Here is a 16077-nt window from a genome sequence, read left to right as displayed (position 1 = left end):
GATTATTCCCCTCGCTCTGGGATTTCTGATTTGTTTTCCTCCATGTTCTTCTCATAAATTTCATAAGCTTTTATGATTTTAGCTACAAGAGGATGCCTTATCACATCTTCTTCAGAAAGCATTACAAACTCTATACCTTCTATTCCTTTTAATATCTCCATAACCTCTTTTAGTCCGGATTTTTTACCTCTTGGCAAATCTATTTGAGTAACGTCACCAGTTATAACTGCTTTAGAACCAAAACCTATACGGGTTAAAAACATTTTCATCTGCTCAGGAGTGGTGTTTTGAGCTTCATCAAGTATTATAAAAGAATCGTCCAAAGTTCTACCTCTCATATAAGCTAGGGGTGCTACCTCAATTAAGCCTTTCTCCATGTATTTTTGGAAAACTTCTGCTCCTAAAATGTCGTAAAGCGCATCATATAAAGGTCTTAAATAAGGATCAACTTTTTCTTGCAAATCTCCTGGCAAAAAACCCAACTTTTCTCCTGCTTCAACAGCCGGCCTTGTTAAAATTATACGACCTACTTCTTTATTTTTCATTGCGGTAATAGCCATTGCCATAGCCAAATAGGTCTTGCCCGTACCGGCAGGTCCTATTCCAAATACAATCTGATTTTTTCTTATAGCTTCTACATACCTCATTTGCCCATAAGTTTTGCACCTTATCTGTTTGCCTCTAGCTGTTATACAAACAATATCAGACATTAAAGACTTTAGTTTTTCTTCTTCTCCTGCCTCAATCATATTCATAGTATACAAAACATTTTGAGTAGTAATCACATCTCCCTTTTCAATCATTCCCATCAATTTGTTAAAAAGTTTATTAGCAGATTCCACGTTTTTTTCTTCCCCCGTTATCTTAATAATTCCTCCTCTTAACACTATCTTGACATCTAATCCCTCTTCTATTAACTTAATATTTTCATCAAAGTTGCCAAACAAATTGGCAGCTTGCTCCATATCCTCAATATTAATAGCTAACTCCTTAATCAATGTTCCCCTCCTATATAAGAAATTTTTTCTTTCATTCCTATTTCCTCTAAAACCTCTGCAGTAATATTGGCTCTTAATATTTTATCTTGTATAATCACATAACTTTCTTTTTTATTTACTATCTTACTTTGAGGGCCTAAAACCTTCTCCAACTCCTTTAGTGCTTTTTCAAAAGCAATATTTTTTGCTTCCTCTTTAGATAAAACAATAGTTTTAGGTTTGGTTTCATAGTATACTTCTTTTATTATTCTAACTGGAAAATTTTTTGATATTATCTCTTTTTCCTCTTTTTCAAAATTCTTAAAGTCTACTTTTTTAGGCGATATAGTTATAGTATTATTGCCAAATATTATTTTTGTAACAGTTATTTTGTTGTTTGTCCTCTCAAAGACTTCTTTTTTGAGTTCGGCGTCAGCATAAACTTCATACCATGTCCTCCCAATAATTTGGCCATCAGCATGTACAAATCTTGTCTCTAGTCCTGGCTTTTCAATTATCCCTGTAACAATTATATCTCCCGCTTTTACTGTATCTCCAACTTTTTTTACCGCTTCCCCTTCTAAAACCGTCATCTTATAAATTATACCATCTTTTTTAGCTATTATATTGCATGGTTCATCTTTTGACAATACCTCTTGAGGTTTTGTTTTACCTACAACTTTTACAAAAGCATTAGTACCCTTTATATTTATTCCTATCCACGATATATCATTATTTTGTAATAAAAATTCTGTCTCTATTTTATTAACATCTATAGCAAATTTAGAAACTCCTGGCTTTAATCCTAAGTGTGAAAGCTTTTCTAAAACTACTTTTTCATTTACATTGTTGACGGTCTCTATATTAATTTCCCATATAAAAGTAGAAAATGCATAAATCAGTATAAGAGAAATTGCTGCCCCTAAAACCAATGATTTTCTTCTTTTTAATCGAGAAATTACAAAAGGCAACCCTCTTTTAGAAATCACTGAAACACGACAATTAGTTTTTTTCGCAAAAGACACTATTTCTTTAAAACCCTTTAAACTTACTTTTGCGACTATAGTAGTATAATTCTTACGCTCAATATCCCAAATATAGACATCATTTACCATTATGAGATTTAAAAATTTTTCAATTGACAAACCTTCAATCTTAATAATAACATATCCTTTTAAAAAATTCCATAATTTTATTGCAACCAAAAATACTCCTCCTATACCATTATTTCTATATTCATTATTTCGCCACTAATCGTTATAATCTCTGTCATTATAGAATTTACAATCATGTTTTTACCTAATATTCTAACAACTCCAATTGTCGTATTTACCCTAATCCTTTCAGGAATATACTCAATAATTCCCTTGTGGTTTTCAATAGTAACATGGGTTTTCCCTATCAAAGTTATTTTTGGGAGATTAAGCAGTACCTCTTTTGGAAAGTCTATTGCATTTACAAGTTCGTTTTTTATCCCATCTTTCATACTGTAACCTCCCTTCTCTTAAAATTTTATGAGGAAGAAATTAAAAAAATTCTCTTGCTTTTTTAGGCAATTAGACCTTTTGAGTAATTAGAAAATATGTATTATAATGAAGGTAACAAAATGAATATTCCTGTTGCTGTAAATTATTTTTTGGGGGGATTTGCCTTGGAGAAAATAGTAATAATTTTTACTGGTGGAACTATATCCATGAAAAATGACCCGAATTTAAATGCTGCTATACCCTCTTTATCAGGAAATGACATACTAAAAATGGTTCCCAACATAAAAGAAATTGCCCAAATTGAAATAATCCAATTTGGTAATTTTCCAAGTCCTTACTTTACTCCCGAGCTATTAATAAATTTGAGACGAGAAGTTGAAAACGTAATCATGAAACAACAAGTAAAAGGAGTCGTCATTACTCACGGTACAGACACCATAGAAGAAACAGCATACTTTTTAGACTTAACTATAAATTCCGAAAAACCAATAGTCTTGACTGGAGCCATGAAAAATTCTTCTGAAGTTGGATACGACGGTCCCAGCAACTTAATTGCTTCTGTAATTACTGCTTCCTCAGAAAAAGCCAAAAACAAAGGAGTGTTAGTAGTTTTCAATAACGAAATACATGCTGCACGAGATGTCACAAAAACTCATACTTCAAGTATTGACACCTTTAAAAGCCTTGAAACAGGTCCAATAGGTGTTGTAGATAATAACAGAGCGTATTTTTATAGGAACATTGAGGCAAGAGATTATATACCAGTAGACCATTTAGAGCCAAGAGTCAGTCTTTTAAAAGTTGCCTTTGGTATGGACGATAAAATTATCAGATTCCTTGTTGACAGTGGAGAAAAAGGAATAGTAATAGAAGGAACAGGAAGGGGAAATGTACCTCCAAAATTGGCTGAGGGTATAGAATATGCTATATCAAAGGGAGTAATTGTAGTGTTAGTTTCAAGATGTCCTATGGGAAGAGTTGATGCCTCTTACGGTTATAAAGGTGGCGGAAAGCATCTTGAGTCCTTAGGGGTAATCTTTGGAGGTAATCTCTCAGGGCAAAAAGCTCGTATAAAACTCATGGCAGCTCTTGCTTATTCTAATAATTACAATGAAATCAAAAAATTGTTTAAAGAAGAAAGGACTTGATACCTAATAGCATCAAGTCCTTTGTTTACTGTAGATACTTGTTTACCATGTCTTTAACAAGGTTGCCATCTGCTCTCCCTTTTACGATTGGCATTACCTTTCCCATCACTTTTCCTATATCGCTTTTAGTTTTAGCACCAGTTTCTTCGATAGCTTTTTTTACTATTTCCTCTATTTCCTCTTCGGATAGCTGCTTCGGTAAATAAGAAAGCATAATCTCAATTTCTTTTCTGGCTTTATCCACTAAGTCTTGCCTTCCACTTTTCTCGTAATCCGGCAACACTTCTTTTCTTTGCTTTATCTCCTTAGAAATTACATTGATGACCCCTTCATCGTCTAATTCTTTTTGAGTATCTTTTTCAACTTGGAGAATAGCTGCTCTTACCATACTTAAAATATTCTTTTTAAAATTATCTTTGTTTTTCATAGCTTCTACCATATCTTTGTATATTCGCTCTTTTAGGGTCATGGCAAGCACTTCCTTTATTTATTATATTTATATTTTCTTTTTCTTGCTGCTTCGGATTTTTTCTTACGTTTTACACTGGGACTTTCGTAATGTTCTCTTTTGCGAAGCTCTGATAAAACGCCTGCTTTGGAACATTGGCGCCTAAATCTTCTCAGAGCGTTGTCCAATGATTCATTTTCGCCGACTCTTACTTCAGACACTACTCTCCCTCCCTCCAGATAAACTGCTCAAACTAAGCTGCGTATTTTGCTGCGATGTCCTGCTGGAAACTCTCATTTTATTATACTCCTAAAACCATAATGTGTCAATGATTAACCTGGTGGCCAAGTCATAAATCTACCGCCTAAAAGATGAAAATGTATGTGATATACCGTTTGTCCCCCGTCATTTCCACAGTTTGATACAATTCTATAACCTTTTTCGTCAATGCCCTCTTTTTTTGCCAATTCTTTTGCCACCATATAAGCATGAGATACTAAATGTTTGTTATCCTCATTTAAATCTAACAATGTCGGTATATGTTCTTTGGGTACAATGAGGATATGTACAGGTGCCTGCGGGTTAATATCCCGAAATGCTACTACTAAATCATCTTCATAGACTATATTGGAAGGTATCTCTTTATTTATAATTTTACAAAAAATGCAATCTGCCATCTTTTCACCTCCTCTTTTTATATTCTACAAATCTCTTTAAATTCCTTCAATTTCTCCAATTAATAAATTATCTTTTATTTCTTTTATTTTCACTGGGAAAATCTCATTTCTAAGTAACTTTCTATCTCCTTTAACAGCTACACTTAAATAATTATCAGTCAAGCCTTCCACATAACCCTCCATATTCTTTACCGGTTGTTCAAAGAGGACTTCCAAAGTTTTCCCTATAAAACTCTCCATAAATTTATATTCACACCTATTAGACAATTCTATGAGCTTTTTACTCCTATCTTCTTTTATATGATTTGCAACTTGATTTGGAAAGTTGTATGCTCTTGTACCTTTTCTCCTTGAATATTTAAAAACATGCATTTTGCTAAAACAAATCTCTTCCACAAATTTGTAAGTCTTGAGAAACTCCTCTTCCGTTTCACCAGGAAATCCCACCATAACATCTGTAGTTATCGCCACATCCTTGATGTATTCTCTTAACCTATCAATTACACTTTTGTACTCCTTTGTAGTATATCTTCTTCCCATTCTTTTTAAGGTTTCATCACATCCACTTTGAAGGGATACATGATAATGCCTGCACATCTTAGGCAAGTTAGCTATTTCTTTCACAAACTCTTCAGTTAAAAAAGTAGGCTCAATAGAACTAAGTCTTATCCTTTTTATGCCATCTATTTCATGAATCATCTTTATAATGTCCAAAAGCCCAATATTTTTTAAATCTTTGCCATAGGAAGCTATGTGTATACCTGTGAGAACAATTTCTTTATACCCTGAATCAGCAAACCTTTTTACTTCATCTAGTACTTTTTTGGGGTCTCTACTTCTCACAGGTCCCCTGGCGTAAGGGATTATGCAGTAAGTACAGTATTGATTGCAGCCGTCTTGAATCTTTATATATGCCCTTGTCCTTTCTGTATAAGCTGTTACTCCAAATTCCTCATATTCCTTTTGAGTCATTATATTATTTACCACACTCAACTTTTGATTTTTTTGTGTAAATTCCTCTACTAATTCCACTATTTTGTCCTTATTTTTCGTACCAATCGCTATGTCCACTTCCGGAAGAGAAAAAGCTTCCTCTGGACTTACTTGCACATAGCAACCAGCAGCTACTACCAGCGCATCAGGATTTTTCTTTCTAGCTTTTCGTATCTCCTGCCTTGACTTCATATCACTTCTATTTGTTACAGTACAGGTATTTATTACGTAAACATCCGCTTTTTCATTAAAATCAACTACTTCATAACCAGCTTTTTTAAAAAGCTCAGCCATGACTTCTGTCTCATATTGATTTACCTTACACCCCAAAGTATAAAAAGCAACAGTTTTTTTATGACCATATCTTTCATAAAATTCCTCATTACTAAGAGTTAAATCTACTTTTGCCACTTTAAAAATGCTCCTCCTATTAAATCTCTTTTTTTTTCATATTATATCACATATTATAACATGCTATTGTACACAAAAAAACATGCCCCGAAGGCATTCAGTTTGTTGACAAAGTTAAAAAAATATTCAAAGGAGATATTTTGCATCGTCGCTCCGATGTTCCAAAGCGACAAAACATAAGCTTCCCCTTCAGGTTCCGGCAGGGTACCTACGTCAGGTGGCATCCATGCCTTAAGGTGCCCGCCTCCGCCCTCCTTGGCTTCGGCCCTGCCTCCACCCTCGGTCTTGCTAAGTTTCCCGGCACTCAAGTAAGTATACTTGTTTTTTTTATTTTTGCTTTATCAAACTCTCTTACTTGAGTGCCGGGTCGCTTTGTAACAAGTTGCTCCTTATGCAAAATATCTCCTTTACGAAAGTTTATCTACAATTTGACATGCCCTAAAGGGCATTAGAAAATATCTTTTTGTTCTTTGTTTATTAATAATTTAACCCATATCTCCTAATTCATACATTACTATTGAACAAACTGCGATGGCTGCTGTCTCAGTTCGCAAAATCCTGGGGCCTAAGCTTACAGGCTTAATACTTTTGTTTAAGGCTAATTCAATTTCCTCTTGAGAAAAACCTCCTTCAGGGCCTATAAAAATTCCAATTTTTTTTACGCCTTTTGCCTTTTCCAACACCTCTTTTAATTTTGAAGTTTGTTCCTTTTCATATGGAATTATGCATAGATCAAACTTATCAACCTGATTTATAGCCTCTTCAAAGGAAATAGGCATACAAATTTCGGGCACCCCAGTTCTGCCCGATTGTTTACAAGCTTCTTCACTAATTTTTCTCCACCTAGCAATTTTTTTATTTATATTGCTTTTAGTTATGTCTACAACCGTATAACGAGTCACAACTGGGATAAATTTTTTAACTCCAATTTCTGCACATTTTTGAATAATCAATTCCATTTTATCTGACTTAGGCAAGCCTTGAAATAATGAAATTTCTAAGGCACTCTCTGTATTTGATTCTAATTCTCTTTCTAAAAATAAAATAAGCTTGTCTTTTTTTATCTCTTCAATGCGAGCAGCATATTCTTTTAATCCATCCGATGCAACAATTTCATTTCCTCTTTTAAGCCTTAAGACATTTACCAGATGATGAAAGTCTTCTCCTTCTATATAGACAAATTCTCCTTTAATATTTTGCCTATCAATAAAAATTTTTCTCATAAGCTCTCACTTTTTCCTTGATAATATTGCACACCATTCTCCTTCTTCTCTAATTTGCAACACTTCAAAAAATTCTTCAACTTTTTGCAAAACTTCTTCTTTTCTACTTTTTATTATACCACTAGCTAAAAATAAGCCCTCTTCTTTTAAGTATTTAGGAGCCTCTGCCGACAACCTAATTATCACATCAGCAATTATATTTGCCACTATAATATCCGCTTTTCCTCTAAATTCGCCTAATAAATCACTTTTAAATACTTTTACATTTTGTAAGTTATTTAATTCTACATTTTGTCGGGCTACTTCCACGGAAACTTCGTCTATATCTGCCGCATAAACTTCCTTTGCTCCTAATTTGCTACTAGCAATGCTAAGTATGCCTGAACCACAACCTACATCAAAAACTATCCTTTCTGGTATCACAATCTCCTCTAAAAATTCCAGACACATCTTTGTAGTCTCATGGGTGCCTGTGCCAAAAGCCATTCCGGGGTCTAATTCGATAATTATCTCTTCTCCTTGAGATACATATTCTTCCCAAGAAGGCTTAATCACTATTTTCTTCCCTATTTTTAAAGGCTTATAGTACTGTTTCCAATTGCTTGCCCAGTCCGCTTCATCTACTTCTGAGACTTTTAAGTCAAAATTGCCTATATCAATTCCAAAAGATTTAAGTTCTACAATTCTATCTTTTAAAATATTTATTCTATCTATAGTATCTGAAGCAATAGGAAAATAGGCAAAAACCTTAATATTTCCCTCTTCTTCAAAAAGAGAAGGGTCAAAGTAATCCCAATTATCACTTTGCGCCAACAGTTTTACATCATTAGGGTTTTTTATAACTACACCGCCAGCCCCTAATTCGTGCATGATATTTGACACAGCATCTTCTGCCTCTTGTGAAGTTGTCACTTGTACTTCAATCCATTTCATTCTTTTCCACACCTTTACTCAAATTTATTATCCGCCAAAAGCGTCCTTCATCCTTTGAAAAAATGATTTTGATTCTGTCGTAGTATTTCCTTCTAATTTTTTTAATTCTCTTAGCAATTCTTTTTGCTTTTCTGTCAATTTTTTAGGCACATCAATATAAACCTCTACAATTTGGTCTCCGCGTCCTCTTCCATTTATGTGAGGAATCCCTTTTCCCCTTAACCTAAACTTAGTCCCTGTCTGGGTCCCTTCTGGTATTGTAAAGCTAACTGTTCCATCCAGCGTAGGAATTTTTATTTCTCCACCTAAAGCTGCATCAGCAAAACTTATGGGCATTTTCAAATGTACATTGTATCCTTCTCTTGTAAATAACTCGTGGGGTTTTACGTGAATTACAATATACAGGTCTCCCCTTGGACCTCCTCTTAAGCCTGGCTCTCCTTCTCCTCTTAAGGTAAGCATTTGTCCTTCGTCTATTCCCGCTGGTATAGTAACTTTAATTTTTCTCCTCCTCCTAATTTTACCTGTGCCACCGCATTTGTTGCAAGGGTCAGTAATAATTTTTCCTTCACCATGGCACTTAGGGCAAGTTCTTATATTTACAATTCTTCCAAAAGGAGTATTCTGTGCAGTTCTCACTTCACCAGTTCCATGACATACAGGACAAGTCTCTGGTTTACTACCCGGCTTGGCCCCTGTTCCTTTACACGTATCACACTCTTCAAATCGTTCAACCTCTATTTCTTTTTCTGCCCCAAAAGCAGCTTCTTCAAAAGTTAAAGTAAGGTCATATCTTATGTCATTACCCTTTTGAGGGCCTGTTTCTGCTCTTCTCCTGCCAGTACCAAAGAAATCATTAAAAATATCGCCAAATATATCGCCAAATCCTCCAAAGCCTCCAAAATCAAAACCGCCCTCTCCAAAACCTCCTTGACCAAATCCACCTTGGCCAAAACCGCCTTGCTCAAAGGCTGCGTCTCCAAATTGGTCATATTGGGCTCTTTTTTGAGGGTCGGAGAGAATTTCGTAAGCTTCGTTTATTTCTTTAAATTTTTGCTCTGCTTCTTTATCTCCTGGGTTCAAGTCAGGATGATATTTCTTAGCAAGCCGTCTATAAGCCTTTTTTATTTCCTCTTCTGTGGCATTTCTATCTACTCCTAATATTTCATATAAATCTTTTTTAGCCACTTTCTCACCTGCCTTTCATTACGTAAATTAGAACCAGGTAAAACCTGGTTCTATATTATTTATTATCATCCTCCACTTTGTAATTGGCTTCATAAACATTGTCCTGTGTTGTACCTTGTCCAGCACTACCACTATTTGTAGCTCCTCCCGTTTGTCCTCCCGCTTGTTGGTATATTCTTGTAGAAACTTTGTAGAAGGCTTGTGAAAGTTTCTCAGAAGCATTTTTAATCGCTTCTATATCGCTTCCTTCAAGAGCTTTTCTCACATTTTCTATTTCTCTATTTATTTCATCTTTTTCAGCTTGCGTCATCTTATCTCCAAGGTCTTTCATTGTTTTTTCAGCTTGATAAATGAGAGAATCTGCTTTATTCCTTATTTCGATTTCTTCTTTCTTCTTCCTATCTTGTTCTTCATACTGCTTAGCCTCATTAATCATTCTTTGTATCTCTTCTTCTGACAAATTAGTTGTAGAAGTAATAGTTATATCCTGAGATTTGCCAGTACCTAAGTCTTTTGCAGAAACATGTACAATTCCATTGGCATCTATGTCAAAAGTAACTTCAATTTGAGGTACTCCTCTTGGAGCTGGTGGAATCCCTGACAAAATAAACCTTCCAAGAGTTTTGTTGTCTTTTGCCATAGGCCTTTCGCCTTGTAACACGTGTATTTCAACAGAAGTCTGATTATCCGCCGCAGTAGTAAATATCTGGCTCTTTCTTGTAGGTATTGTAGTATTTCTCTCTATAATCTTAGTAAATACTCCACCTAATGTCTCTATACCCAAGGACAAAGGTGTTACGTCCAGTAAGAGAATATCTTTCACTTCTCCGGCCAATACTGCCGCCTGTATAGCTGCACCTATAGCCACTGCCTCATCTGGGTTAATTCCTTTGTGAGGTTCTTTACCCATTATTCTCTTTACTGTCTCCTGTACCAAAGGCACTCTTGTAGAACCACCAATGAGAATGACTTTATCAATATCAGAAGGTTTTAAACCTGCGTCGCTTAATGCTTGGTTAACAGGACCTACAGTTGATTCTACAAGGTCGGAGATTAGCTCTTCGAATTTTGCCCTTGTAAGATTTACATCTATATGTTTTGGACCTGTAGCATCAGCAGTAATAAATGGCAAGTTTATATTAGTAACCGTTGCAGAAGAAAGCTCTATTTTTGCTTTTTCTGCAGCATCTTTTAGTCTCTGCAATGCCATCCTGTCATTTCTTAAGTCAATTCCATATTCTTTTTTGAAGTTGTCAGCAAGCCAATCTATTATCCTTTGGTCGAAGTCATCCCCACCCAAATGGTTATTGCCACTTGTAGCCAAAACTTCAAATACTCCATCTCCTATTTCCAAAATAGAAACATCAAAAGTACCGCCACCTAAGTCATAAACCATTATCTTTTGATTTCCTTCTTTGTCAAGTCCATATGCCAAAGCAGCAGCTGTCGGCTCATTTATTATTCTCAAAACCTCAAGACCTGCAATCCTACCTGCGTCTTTTGTAGCCTGCCTTTGGCTGTCATTGAAATAAGCAGGAACAGTAATTACCGCCTGTGTAACTTTTTCGCCCAAGTAAGCTTCTGCATCAGCCTTAAGCTTTTGCAAAATCATTGCAGAAATCTCTTGAGGTGTATACTCTTTATCGTCAATTTTTACTTTGTAATCAGTTCCCATGTGTCTTTTTATGGACATTATAGTCCTGTCAGGATTTACAATTGCCTGCCTTTTTGCAACTTGCCCTACTAACCTTTCTCCTTCTTTAGTAAAAGCGACGACTGAAGGCGTAGTACGAGCTCCTTCTGCGTTAGGTATTACTACAGGTTGGCCTCCTTCCATAACAGCAACACAAGAAAAAGTAGTTCCTAAGTCAATTCCTATAACTTTCCCCATATTTTTCAACCTCCTTTTTATTTTGCTACTTTAACCAAACTTGGTCTTATTACTTTATCTTTTAGATAATACCCTTTTTGGAAAACTTCAATAATTTCATTTGGTTGCTTTCCTTCTACCTCTTCCTGCATTACAGCATGGTGCTTATAGGGGTCAAAAATCTGCCCCTCTGCTTCAATTTCTTTCACACCAAATTTATCCAATATTTTTTTAAACTGCCTGTAAATTAATTCTATCCCTTCTTTTAGAGAATTATAATCTCCACTGCTTGCCAAAGCTCTTTCAAAATTATCCATAATAGTCAAAAGTTCTAAAATCACTGTTTCTTGCCCGTAATCGATCATCTCAGCTTTTTCTTTTTCTATTCTTTTTCTGTAATTTTCAAATTCTGCTTTCAATCTTTGTGCAATATCTAAATATTCTTGAGCTTCAGCCTCTTTTTGCTGAAGTTTTTGCTTTAATTCCTCTATTTCATCAATCGTTTGTTGCTTATGCTCCTGCTGTGTTTGTTCTTCCTCTTCAGGAGGCCCTTCCATTTGTTCATTTGATTCTAAATTATTTACATCCTTTTCCTCCTCTTTGTTAATTTCTTTTTCCATCTCTTCCACTTATATCACCTCGTTATATTTCATCATTGTATATACTCGACAAAAGATTTGAAAGCTCTTTTGTCATCATATTGATTTCGTTAATCAACCTTCTATAATCCATTCTTGTAGGTCCTATAATTCCTATTGTACCCACCACACGACCGTTAATCTTATAAGTGGTTTTTATTACGCTTAAGTCTTTCATCTCTTCAAACTTGTTTTCACTTCCTATTCTCACATCTATAAAATCTACTTCAGGCTCTAAAACTTCGTTCAATAACGACTTGTTGTCCAAAAGATTGAAAAAATTTTTTGCTTTGCCTAAATCCTTGTATTCAGGAAAATCTAAAATATGGAAAGTTCCATCCGCATAAATGTCCGTTTCTTGTAACTGCTTCAAGCTCAAAAGTATAGTGTTTATCAATTCGTCGGCTATAAAAGCTACCTCTCCCAACATCTGCCTTAAATCTTTTTGTAAAAACTCAAAAATATCTTTTTCGCTTTTGCCAGCAATTTTGTCATTTAACAAATTGTTTAAAAACTCAAAGATAGTTCTATCTACATTTTGGCATAAATTTAGCAAGTAATTTTTTACAATTCCTGTGTCTGTCACTACTAAAAAGATCATTTTATTAGAAGCAACAGGTATAAGTTGGATTTTCCTTATTCTATCAGGGTTCAACTTTGGCATTTTAGCAACTGTAGTATGGTGAGTTATGTTAGCCAAAATTCTTGCATATTTCTTTACAATTTCATCAAACTCCGCTATTATTTCCTCGCGAGTATTATAGCTAATTGGAGGGTCATTGTTTATATAATTTCGAAGAATGCTGTCTACATAAAATCTATATCCTTTATCTGAAGGTATTCTTCCTGCGGAAGTATGAGGTTGCTCCAAATATCCCATTTCTTCTAAATCCGCCATTTCGTTTCTTATAGTAGCAGAACTTAATCCTATATTGTACTTCTTAGCTATTGTTCTCGACCCTATTGGCTCTGCCGTCATAATATAATCAGTAATAACCGCGTATAGTATTTTTTTCTTCCTATCATCTAACGGCATTTTCACCACCCCATGTATTATTAGCACTCTACTCGATTGAGTGCTAATTCATGTTTTTAAAATACCACTCTTATAATTTTTTGTCAATACTCATTTAGGGCAGAAATTCTTCAAAAATGACGTTAGAGACATCAATACCCCTCTCGGTAAGTTTTACACACTCATTATCAATCTCAATTAGACCTTCATTTAAGTATTTTTGTATTACTTTTTTGTAAAATTCAAACAAACTGATACCAAATCTTTTCTTAAAATCCTTGTCACACACTCCTTTTGTCATTCTCATTCCTAAAAACATAAACTCAGCCATTCTATCTTCTTTTGCCAACTTTATTTTTTCCTTAACTGCACTTTTTCTTTCTAAAATGCTCTTAATATAGTCTTTTATATTTTCAATATTACTATATCTCACACCCTCCATATAAGAATGGGCTCCTGCACCAAATCCCAAATAATTTTTGCATTCCCAGTATAAAATATTGTGGCGACATTCAAATGTGGGCAATGCAAAATTAGATATTTCGTAATGGTGATAACCTTTTTCTTTTAAAAACTCTATACCCCAATGATACATTTTAAGCTCTTCTTCCTCATCAACTATAGGCAACTGACCCTTTTCATAAAGTCTGTAAAAGGAGGTGTTAGGTTCTAAAATCAAGCTATAAGTAGAAACATGCGTCGGCTGTAATTTTACTACTTCTTTTAAAGTTTCTTGCCACTCTTTAAAGGTTTGAGTAGGAAGAGCATACATCAGGTCAATATTTATATTGTCAAAGAACTTTTTCACTAACTCATAATTTCCAAAAAAATCTTCTATTGTATGAATTCTACCTATATATTTTAAAAGCCTATTTTGAAAAGCTTGAAGTCCAATACTTACTCGGTTTATCCCGTTGTCTTTATAAATTTTTAGTTTTTCTTCAGTTATAAGGCCGGGATTCATTTCAATAGTAATTTCGCAACCATCAAGTATTTTATAATTTTTAAATACAGATTTCAATATCTTCTCTATATAAAAAGGAGGCAAAAGGTTAGGGGTCCCTCCTCCTATATAAACCGAAACCACATTATAATCTTTTGTAGAATTTGATTCTATTTCCATAAGTAGTGCCCGAATATAGTCGTCAAAAAGATAATCATAGCCTGCATAAGAATTAAAATCACAATAATAGCATTTTCTTTTACAAAAAGGAATGTGAATGTATAGTCCTATCTCCCTCATTTTTCATCATCTAGCTTCAATATTGACATAAAAGCCTCTTGAGGTATTTCAACACTTCCCACCTGTCTCATGCGCTTTTTACCTTCTTTTTGCTTCTCCAAAAGTTTTTTCTTACGAGTTACGTCTCCTCCATAACACTTGGCAAGAACGTTTTTTCTCAAAGCTTTTACAGTCTCTCTTGCAATAATCTTAGAGCCTATTGCAGCCTGGATTGGAATCTCAAAAAGATGCCTTGGAATATTTTCTTTTAACTTTTCTACAATTTTTCTCGCTTTTTCATAGGCTTTATCTTTATGAACTATCATGGATAAAGCATCTACCAATTCGCCATTTATTAAAATATCAAGCTTTACCAAATTAGATTCTTTATACCCTTTAAGCTCATAGTCGAAAGAGGCGTAACCCCTTGTTCGTGATTTTAAAGCATCAAAAAAGTCATATATTATCTCATTTAAAGGCATTTCATATTTTAAAAGTACGCGAGTTTGTTCTAAATATTCCATTCCTAAATATGCTCCCCGTCTATCCTGGCAAAGCTCCATAACTGCCCCTACATATTCAGTAGGCACCATAATAGTAGCTTCCACAATTGGCTCTTCAATATGATCTATTTGCGTAGGAGGCGGCATTTTTGTAGGATTGTCCAAATCCAATACCTCTCCATTAGTTTTGTAAACTTTGTAAATTACACTTGGTGCAGTAGTGACAAGATTTAAGTTGTACTCTCTTTCCAACCTTTCTTGAACTATTTCCATGTGCAAAAGTCCCAAAAAGCCACACCTAAATCCAAAACCTAAGGCAGCAGAGGTGTCAGGTTCAAATACAAGTGACGCATCATTTAGCTGAAGTTTTTCTAAAGCTTCTTTTAAATTTTCATAATCTTGTCCATCCGCAGGATAAATTCCACAAAAGACCATTGGCACTACTTCTTTATAGCCAGGAAGTGGAGAATCGGCTGGATTATCTGCATCTGTTATTGTATCTCCTACGCGAGTGTCTTTTACATTTTTTATGCTGGCAGCAATATATCCAACTTCACCTGCTTTAAGCTCTTCTACTGGATAAAGGTTAGGTCTAAACATACCCACTTCTGTAACTTCAAAAACTTTGCCAGTAGAAAACATTTTTATTCTCATTCCTGGTTTAACAATTCCATCTACTACCCTTACAAAGCTTATTGCACCTTTGTAGTTATCATAAAAAGAGTCAAAAATTAGCGCTTTTAAAGGCTTATTTTCATCTCCTTTTGGAGGGGGAATTCTATTTACAATGGCTTCTAAAACTTCTTCTATACCTATGCCTTCTTTAGCAGAGGTAAGCAAAGCATCTTCTGCGTCAATCCCAATCACGTCTTCAATTTCTTTTTTTACAAGTTCAGGATTTGCTGAAGGAAGGTCTATTTTATTTATCACAGGTACTATCTCTAAATCATGTTCTAAAGCCATATACACATTAGCAAGGGTTTGCGCCTCAATCCCTTGTGTAGCATCTACTACAAGGAGGGCCCCTTCACAAGCTGCAATACTTCGGGATACCTCGTAAGTAAAATCTACATGTCCAGGGGTATCAATGAGATTAAGCTCATATTCATTTCCATCTTTAGCTTTATAAATCATTCTTACAGGCTTTAACTTTATAGTAATTCCTCTCTCCCTTTCTAATTCTAAATTATCTAAAATTTGCTTATCTGTTTCCCTTTCAGAAAGAAAACCTGTTTTCTCAATAAGTCTATCTGCAAGAGTAGATTTACCATGGTCTATGTGAGCAATAATGCAAAAATTTCTAATATACTGCATCCTCTCTGACATTTTGTACCTCCTCAAAAA

General features: G+C 34.7%; 16 protein-coding genes. 1 reads left to right on the top strand and 15 read right to left on the bottom strand.

Annotated features, from left to right (window positions below; translation table 11 throughout):
• Positions 1-2 precede the first annotated feature (2 nt).
• The 3 genes from EB239_RS07520 to yqfC are packed head-to-tail and all read right to left on the bottom strand — an operon-like array spanning position 3 to position 2463.
• Entirely contained in the window at positions 3-998 is a 996-nt protein-coding gene (locus EB239_RS07520; RefSeq protein WP_003869507.1) for a PhoH family protein, read from the bottom strand.
• Entirely contained in the window at positions 995-2182 is a 1188-nt protein-coding gene (gene yqfD / locus EB239_RS07515; RefSeq protein WP_003869508.1) for a sporulation protein YqfD, read from the bottom strand. Before yqfD ends, EB239_RS07520 begins: the two co-directional genes overlap by 4 nt.
• A gap of 11 nt (positions 2183-2193) precedes the next feature.
• A complete protein-coding gene (yqfC, locus tag EB239_RS07510) occupies positions 2194-2463 on the bottom strand; it encodes a sporulation protein YqfC (protein ID WP_003869509.1) in 270 nt (89 codons plus the stop codon).
• 96 nt (positions 2464-2559) lie between these two features.
• Between yqfC and EB239_RS07505 the strand changes: the two genes are divergently transcribed.
• Positions 2560-3612 carry an asparaginase gene (locus tag EB239_RS07505; protein ID WP_003869510.1) on the top strand — a complete coding sequence of 351 codons (1053 nt, stop codon included), beginning with the start codon at positions 2560-2562 and terminating at the stop codon, positions 3610-3612.
• A gap of 25 nt (positions 3613-3637) precedes the next feature.
• Here the strand turns inward: EB239_RS07505 and EB239_RS07500 are convergent, their stop codons facing one another.
• From EB239_RS07500 to lepA, 12 genes are all read right to left on the bottom strand, one after another.
• Entirely contained in the window at positions 3638-4081 is a 444-nt protein-coding gene (locus EB239_RS07500; protein ID WP_003869511.1) for a GatB/YqeY domain-containing protein, read from the bottom strand.
• Positions 4082-4095: 14 nt separating this feature from the next.
• Entirely contained in the window at positions 4096-4281 is a 186-nt protein-coding gene (gene rpsU / locus EB239_RS07495) for a 30S ribosomal protein S21 (RefSeq protein WP_003869512.1), read from the bottom strand.
• 111 nt (positions 4282-4392) lie between these two features.
• A complete protein-coding gene (locus EB239_RS07490) occupies positions 4393-4737 on the bottom strand; it encodes a histidine triad nucleotide-binding protein (RefSeq protein ID WP_003869513.1) in 345 nt (114 codons plus the stop codon).
• Between the two features lie 36 nt (positions 4738-4773).
• On the bottom strand, positions 4774-6141 hold the full coding sequence (mtaB, locus tag EB239_RS07485) for a tRNA (N(6)-L-threonylcarbamoyladenosine(37)-C(2))-methylthiotransferase MtaB (protein WP_003869514.1): 1368 nt from the start codon (positions 6139-6141) through the stop codon (positions 4774-4776).
• Positions 6142-6626: 485 nt separating this feature from the next.
• A complete protein-coding gene (locus tag EB239_RS07475) occupies positions 6627-7364 on the bottom strand; it encodes a 16S rRNA (uracil(1498)-N(3))-methyltransferase (protein WP_003869515.1) in 738 nt (245 codons plus the stop codon).
• Between the two features lie 6 nt (positions 7365-7370).
• On the bottom strand, positions 7371-8297 hold the full coding sequence (prmA, locus tag EB239_RS07470) for a 50S ribosomal protein L11 methyltransferase (RefSeq protein WP_003869516.1): 927 nt from the start codon (positions 8295-8297) through the stop codon (positions 7371-7373).
• Between the two features lie 27 nt (positions 8298-8324).
• Positions 8325-9485, bottom strand: a complete 1161-nt coding sequence (gene dnaJ, locus EB239_RS07465; RefSeq protein ID WP_003869517.1) for a molecular chaperone DnaJ — start codon at positions 9483-9485, stop codon at positions 8325-8327.
• 55 nt (positions 9486-9540) lie between these two features.
• Positions 9541-11376 carry a molecular chaperone DnaK gene (dnaK, locus tag EB239_RS07460; RefSeq protein WP_003869518.1) on the bottom strand — a complete coding sequence of 612 codons (1836 nt, stop codon included), beginning with the start codon at positions 11374-11376 and terminating at the stop codon, positions 9541-9543.
• A 17-nt stretch (positions 11377-11393) separates the two neighbouring features.
• Entirely contained in the window at positions 11394-11975 is a 582-nt protein-coding gene (grpE, locus tag EB239_RS07455) for a nucleotide exchange factor GrpE (RefSeq protein WP_074592154.1), read from the bottom strand.
• A 22-nt stretch (positions 11976-11997) separates the two neighbouring features.
• Positions 11998-13029: a heat-inducible transcriptional repressor HrcA gene (gene hrcA / locus EB239_RS07450; RefSeq protein WP_003869520.1), complete on the bottom strand. Its 1032-nt coding sequence runs from the start codon at positions 13027-13029 to the stop codon at positions 11998-12000.
• Positions 13030-13123: 94 nt separating this feature from the next.
• The gene (hemW, locus tag EB239_RS07445; RefSeq protein WP_003869521.1) at positions 13124-14251 is read right to left on the bottom strand and encodes a radical SAM family heme chaperone HemW; all 1128 of its coding nucleotides are present in this window, start codon (positions 14249-14251) and stop codon (positions 13124-13126) included.
• Positions 14248-16059 (bottom strand): translation elongation factor 4, encoded by a 1812-nt coding sequence (lepA, locus tag EB239_RS07440; RefSeq protein WP_003869522.1) that lies wholly within the window; start codon positions 16057-16059, stop codon positions 14248-14250. The genes hemW and lepA overlap by 4 nt, the downstream gene beginning before the upstream one ends.
• Positions 16060-16077: the final 18 nt, after the last annotated feature.

It is taken from the genome of Thermoanaerobacter ethanolicus JW 200, from assembly GCF_003722315.1.
Classification (GTDB): Bacteria; Bacillota; Thermoanaerobacteria; order Thermoanaerobacterales; family Thermoanaerobacteraceae; genus Thermoanaerobacter; species Thermoanaerobacter ethanolicus.
This window is presented reverse-complemented; position numbering and strand designations above follow the sequence as displayed.

Bases quoted from the DNA above. Each gene is read 5' to 3' on its own strand.
- EB239_RS07490 (WP_003869513.1), bottom strand. From the start codon at position 4,737: ATGGCAGATTGCATTTTTTGTAAAATTATAAATAAAGAGATACCTTCC.
- hemW (WP_003869521.1), bottom strand. From the start codon at position 14,251: ATGAGGGAGATAGGACTATACATTCACATTCCTTTTTGTAAAAGAAAA.
- prmA (WP_003869516.1), bottom strand. From the start codon at position 8,297: ATGAAATGGATTGAAGTACAAGTGACAACTTCACAAGAGGCAGAAGAT.
- grpE (WP_074592154.1), bottom strand. From the start codon at position 11,975: ATGGAAAAAGAAATTAACAAAGAGGAGGAAAAGGATGTAAATAATTTA.
- EB239_RS07505 (WP_003869510.1), top strand. From the start codon at position 2,560: ATGTATTATAATGAAGGTAACAAAATGAATATTCCTGTTGCTGTAAAT.
- yqfC (WP_003869509.1), bottom strand. From the start codon at position 2,463: ATGAAAGATGGGATAAAAAACGAACTTGTAAATGCAATAGACTTTCCA.
- EB239_RS07475 (WP_003869515.1), bottom strand. From the start codon at position 7,364: ATGAGAAAAATTTTTATTGATAGGCAAAATATTAAAGGAGAATTTGTC.
- lepA (WP_003869522.1), bottom strand. From the start codon at position 16,059: ATGTCAGAGAGGATGCAGTATATTAGAAATTTTTGCATTATTGCTCAC.
- dnaK (WP_003869518.1), bottom strand. From the start codon at position 11,376: ATGGGGAAAGTTATAGGAATTGACTTAGGAACTACTTTTTCTTGTGTT.
- hrcA (WP_003869520.1), bottom strand. From the start codon at position 13,029: ATGCCGTTAGATGATAGGAAGAAAAAAATACTATACGCGGTTATTACT.
- EB239_RS07500 (WP_003869511.1), bottom strand. From the start codon at position 4,081: ATGACCCTAAAAGAGCGAATATACAAAGATATGGTAGAAGCTATGAAA.